This window comes from Streptomyces doebereineriae, assembly GCF_031845645.1.
GTDB classification, from domain to species: Bacteria; Actinomycetota; Actinomycetes; order Streptomycetales; family Streptomycetaceae; genus Streptomyces; species Streptomyces canus.
Genome location: NZ_JAVREZ010000268.1, coordinates 1 through 458, shown reverse-complemented (window position 1 = coordinate 458; position 458 = coordinate 1). Strand labels below are relative to the sequence as shown.

1 protein-coding gene and 1 pseudogene are annotated in these 458 nt (G+C 69.0%); both read right to left on the bottom strand.

The window, feature by feature from the left end:
* Positions 1 to 267: pseudogene (locus RNB18_RS51825) on the bottom strand (DUF1998 domain-containing protein); the annotation flags it as partial.
* On the bottom strand, positions 264 to 458 hold a 195-nt coding region (locus RNB18_RS51820; RefSeq protein WP_311721034.1), incomplete at its 5' end, for a hypothetical protein. The pseudogene RNB18_RS51825 and the gene RNB18_RS51820, both read right to left, overlap by 4 nt.

Sequence of the window (458 nt, the reverse complement as noted above, 5' to 3'; positions counted from 1 at the left end):
GTCCCTGCTCGTCTCGTCCGATGCCGGAGGCAGGCGGAACGACTTCACTCCGAGCACCCGGGCCAGCCGGTGCTCGAAGATGGTCGGTGCCTCGCTGATGTTCCACGAGTCGATCCCGGTGACCATGAACGATTCGTTGTCCACCGCGACGAGCGAGCCGACGCCGTACGTCGTGATCATCTGGGCGCGGCGGACGGCACCACGACGGGGGTAGCTGCTGCGCTCCGGCGCGCCGGGCCTGCGGCGCCGGGCGGGGGGAGGGGTCATCGGGTTGCCTCCATGAACAGGGCGGACTCGGCGTCGACATCGCGCAGACTCCACAGGGTGGGCCAGGCGTCCTCGTCGGTGTCGTCGAAACCGCACAACAGTGACGGTGTCCTCCGGCCCCGCTTCGGCTCGTAGAGCAGCCCGCCGTTGCTCTCGGCCTTCTCCGCCCACCACTCGACGAACTCGTCGAA